Origin of the sequence: Blastomonas sp., from assembly GCF_041747255.1 — a bacterium.
Classification (GTDB): Bacteria; Pseudomonadota; Alphaproteobacteria; order Sphingomonadales; family Sphingomonadaceae; genus Blastomonas.
Map to the genome: position 1 here is coordinate 1 of NZ_JBGTFM010000220.1, position 4123 is coordinate 4123.

Annotated in this window: 3 protein-coding genes; all 3 read right to left on the minus strand. The window is 62.7% G+C overall.

Going from position 1 to position 4123, the window contains the following annotated elements; genetic code table 11:
- The coding region (locus ACEW8G_RS07870; protein ID WP_373487878.1) for a M14 family zinc carboxypeptidase at positions 1 to 643 on the minus strand (643 nt) is incomplete at its 3' end.
- A 141-nt stretch (positions 644 to 784) separates the two neighbouring features.
- A complete protein-coding gene (locus ACEW8G_RS07875; RefSeq protein ID WP_373487879.1) occupies positions 785 to 3829 on the minus strand; it encodes a TonB-dependent receptor domain-containing protein in 3045 nt (1014 codons plus the stop codon).
- A 2-nt stretch (positions 3830 to 3831) separates the two neighbouring features.
- Positions 3832 to 4123 (minus strand): alpha/beta hydrolase (locus ACEW8G_RS07880; protein ID WP_373487880.1); only part of this gene is annotated, 292 nt, incomplete at its 5' end.

The following is a 4123-nucleotide window of genomic DNA, read 5'->3' on the forward strand; positions in this document are numbered from 1 at the left end:
TCGCGCCGCGATTGGCACGCCAATGCCCGCGAGCCACCCCATCGGGATTGAGCAGTGGCACGATCACGAATTGTGTGTCCACGCCAAGCGCCGGTTCGCGCCCCAAGATTGCCACCAGTTCATCGACGAATGCCTGCATCGCGATCGCGCCGGTCACCTCGGGGGGATGCTGGCGACCGAGCAGGATGACCAACCGCGGCGCATCTGCGTGCCCCAGCCGGACGGCCTCGATTGGCCGCCCGTCATGCGATTGGCCAAGCGTCAGCAGCCGCGCTCCAGCCGCATTGCGCCAGCGTCGCAGGTCGGCGTGATGATCGGCTGTGGTGACCAGTTCCTGTGCCGACACTGTCGCCTTGCCGGGCGGCAACTGCATGGTCGCTGCCGCGCCATCATCGTGAAGAACGATCGGCACTTCGGACCATCCGCTGCCAGCATATAATTTGGGGGCATAGCGATGCCGCCCGACCAGATAGCGCAACGTAACCGAAATCGGCGCGCCAGCTTTGCTTTCATAGCGGAAAGCATACCACGGGCTGGGATTGATCGGAGGGGCGTGCTCGGGCGTCACCAGCACAGTGAAGTTCCGTGCGCCGGTGATTGCGCAGCTTGAAGCGGAGGCCCCGTCGAAATCAAAGGCGATCATCGCAGCGGCACTACGGCATTCAGTGGCAGATGCGACTGGTTCAGAAACAGGCGCCGGGGGCGGCGCATATGCGCATGCCCCCAGCGTCAACGCCAGCCCGGCCCAAAGGTGTCGAATGCGCATTCCCATGGGCCGGCCTGATCAGAACGCCTTGCGCAGTTCAACCCGGAACACGCGCCCGCGCGGCGAATGGAGCGCGCTCAAGAAGCCATAGGTTTCGTCGGCCAGCGGCGGATCCTCATCGAACACGTTGTTGATCCCAAAGCGCAGCCGGGTGCCATCGAGCGCGGTGTCATTTTCGATGGTGTAGGCGACGGCGAAGTTGACCGTCAGGAAATCATCGACCCGGAAGAAATTGGCGTTCGGATCATCCGACACGATCGGCACATCGCGGCTGACGCTGGTGTTCCAGACCTCGCCAACGTAGCTTGCGAAAAGCGACACATCGACCGGCCCTCTGCCCCAATTGACCGAGCCGCTGAAGCGCCACTTGGGCCGACCATCGATTTCGAGCAACTGGCCCAGCCCACCAACCACCACTTCGGGCGGCAGCGCGCCATCTGCGATACCGTCGAGCAGCGTCTGACCGTCGGGCCCGGCGGACTGGACAAAGCTTTCCAGCCGCGCGGCGTTGAAGCGCAGGCGGAACTGGCCCAGGCCGAAATCGGGAACGTTATAGGCCAGTCCGAAATCCCAGCCCTTCGAGACGCGGCTATCAAGGTTTAGATAGGGATCGAGAACCTGGATGATCTCGCCCGCTGCAGCAAGGCGGGTGCCCGCGAACAGATCGGTCTGTTCCTGCGTCGGCGCGGCGCGGATCACGTTCGGGTTGCTGCTGCCAGTGAGGCGGAGCAGCAGATCGAGCGCAATCGCGTTGTCATCGCCGAAGGTACCGACAAGCCCGGTCTGCTTCACGCGCCAGTAATCCGCCGTCAGCGTCAGGCCCGGAATGAACCGGGGCTCCAGGACGATGCCAAGGTTGACGCTCTCGCTGTCTTCGGGCTGCAGCTGGTCAGTACCCGAACGGAAGCTGATCACGCCCTCTCCTGGACACACGCCAAGCCCTGCAATGATCCCCTTTTCCACCTGCGCCTGACAGATTACGAAATCGTCGCGGGTGTTTGAGCGGGTGGTGCCCTCATCGTTGACCTGCACCAGATTCGGCGCGCGGAAGCCTTGCGACCATGCGCCGCGCAAGGTGATGCCGGGTACCACCGTCCATGATGCGGCAGCGCGCGGGACAATCGCGGTTTCGTCAATATCCTTGAAATGCTCCATCCGTCCGGCCAGCTGCAGGTTGAGCGAGTGGACCAGCGGAATGTCCATGTCCTCGCTCACCAGAGGGACGAGCGCTTCGACGAAAGCCGAATAGACCTCGCGCGCGCCGCTGGTGTCGGGCGATGCACTGGTGCCGGCGACATCGCTTCCATCAAACACGCCGGTGACGCTGTCGGTCCAGGTGATGGTGCCATCCAGCCGTGGGTCGCGATCGTCGAAGAAGGTTTCGCGCCGCCACTCGATCCCTGCAGCCACGCCGACATCGCCGCCGGGCAGGCTGAACAGGTTGTTGTTGCTGACCTTGAAATCCGCCAGCGCTAGGGTGGTGCCGCCCTTGCGGAACACGTCGATCACAAACGGATCGATCGCATTTTGCGGATTGGGGGTGCAATCGCCTTCGCCCGGATCGCCGGTGACGCAGCCGCCGTTGAACGGGTTATAGGCATCGGGCGTCGAGCGGTTGACGGACTGCTGGAACAGCGTCAACGAAACTCGATTGCCTTCAAGGTCGATGGTCTTGGCCTCGGAATAGACAAAGCCGGTGTCAAAGTCCCACGCTCCGAAATTGCCGCGCAGCCCGGCGACGAGACGATAGGAATCCTTGTCGACATCGACAGTGCGGTTACCAACATCGACGAAGCGGTATCGCTCCATGATGATGTCCGCGCCACTGGCCGAGATCGTCGTACCCGGCAGGCGGTTGGGGTTGGGGGCACCGCCCGGGAAGGTCACCGGCCCGAAGGGGTTCCAGTGGGCATTGCGCGAAATCCCCACCGGCACGGCGCTGAGGTTCGCCGCCGGGGTGATGTTGCGGCTGCTTTCCGAGCGGTAATAAGTGCCTTCGAAATAACCCTCGACGCTATCGCTGAACTGGTAGTTGAACAGCAGGGCTGCGTTGTAGCGGGTCTTTTCGCTGATCAGCGTGGTGCCGAAGGCGCGGTTATAGCGCACGGCAACATCCGGAGTGATGCCGTTGCGGGCGCACAGCCCGTTGCCGAACTGAAGGCGGCAACCGGGAAAGGTCGATGGCTGAAGAAAGAAGTCATCGTCGCGGATCGGCGTTGCGTTGACGGGCGCCTGGATATCGAACTGGCCGAAGGGCCCGAACGTGTTGCGATTGTTGAACTGCGTGTCGTCTTCGAACGGGGTGCCGACCAGCAGTGCGCGCTTGTCATCATCTGCTGAATAGGCACGGGCCGAGGATGGCAGGCCGTTTTCATGGAAATATCCGCCATAGACGGTGAGATTGGCACGCCCATCGGCAAAATCGAAGCCATAGCCGCCGTTGATCTGGGCGCTGTAAAGGCTGGTGCCATCCGACCCGCGCCATTCGCTTTCAAGAAAGCCGCCCTTGCGGTTGCCGCGCAGCACGGTGTTGACCACGCCCGCCACTGCGTCAGCGCCGTAGATCGCCGATGCGCCGTCGCGCAGCACCTCAATCCGGCGCACGCTGCCCGGGGCGATTTCGTTGGTGTCGGGGCTGACCACCGGCACCAGCAATTCGGTCTGGAAACCCGGGTTGAGCACCATGCGCCGTCCGTTGATCAGCAGCAGCGTGTTGCCGGTGCCCAGATCGCGCAGGTTGATCGAGGCCGCATCGCCGCGCGCGTTGTTCGAGGTGACATCGTTCTGTTCGTTAAAGGCCACCCCGCCAGCCTGTGGGATCGCGCGAAACAGTTCGTCCCCCGATGTCGCTGCGACATTGGCGATATCGATCTCGTCGACAACGGTCACAGGCAGCACGTCATTGATCTTGGCGCCCTGAATCTGCGAGCCGGTGACGACGATCTCTCGTTCGGGCTGCTGCGGCGATTCGGGCGGCGCGGCTTCCTGCGCGTGGACAGCGGTGACAGCTATAACACTGCCGCTGCACATCAGAGCCAGCCGGCTAAAGAATTTCGTCGACATTATCATCCTCCCTCTTTTTTAGTTATTTCAAGCGATGCGGCCCATCGCGCGAACAGCGCAGGCCACTGGCTGATCACCTGACCGGGCTTGCCCAATCCCCAGCCATGGCCGCCGTCGCGAAACATGTGGAGCTCCGCGCTTGCCCCGGCAGCAATCAGTTTTTCGAACAACAGGACGCTATGGCCCGGCGGCGTGATCGGATCATCGGCGGCGGCAAAAATGATGGTGGGGGGTGCAGCGGCGCTGACATATGTGTCGAGCGACCATTCAGCCTCTGCCTTGGCGCTGGGTTTG

What these genes read in the sequence shown, in the direction of transcription:
- ACEW8G_RS07875 (WP_373487879.1), bottom strand. Translation starts at nt 3,829, where the DNA reads ATGTCGACGAAATTCTTTAGCCGGCTGGCTCTGATGTGCAGCGGCAGT.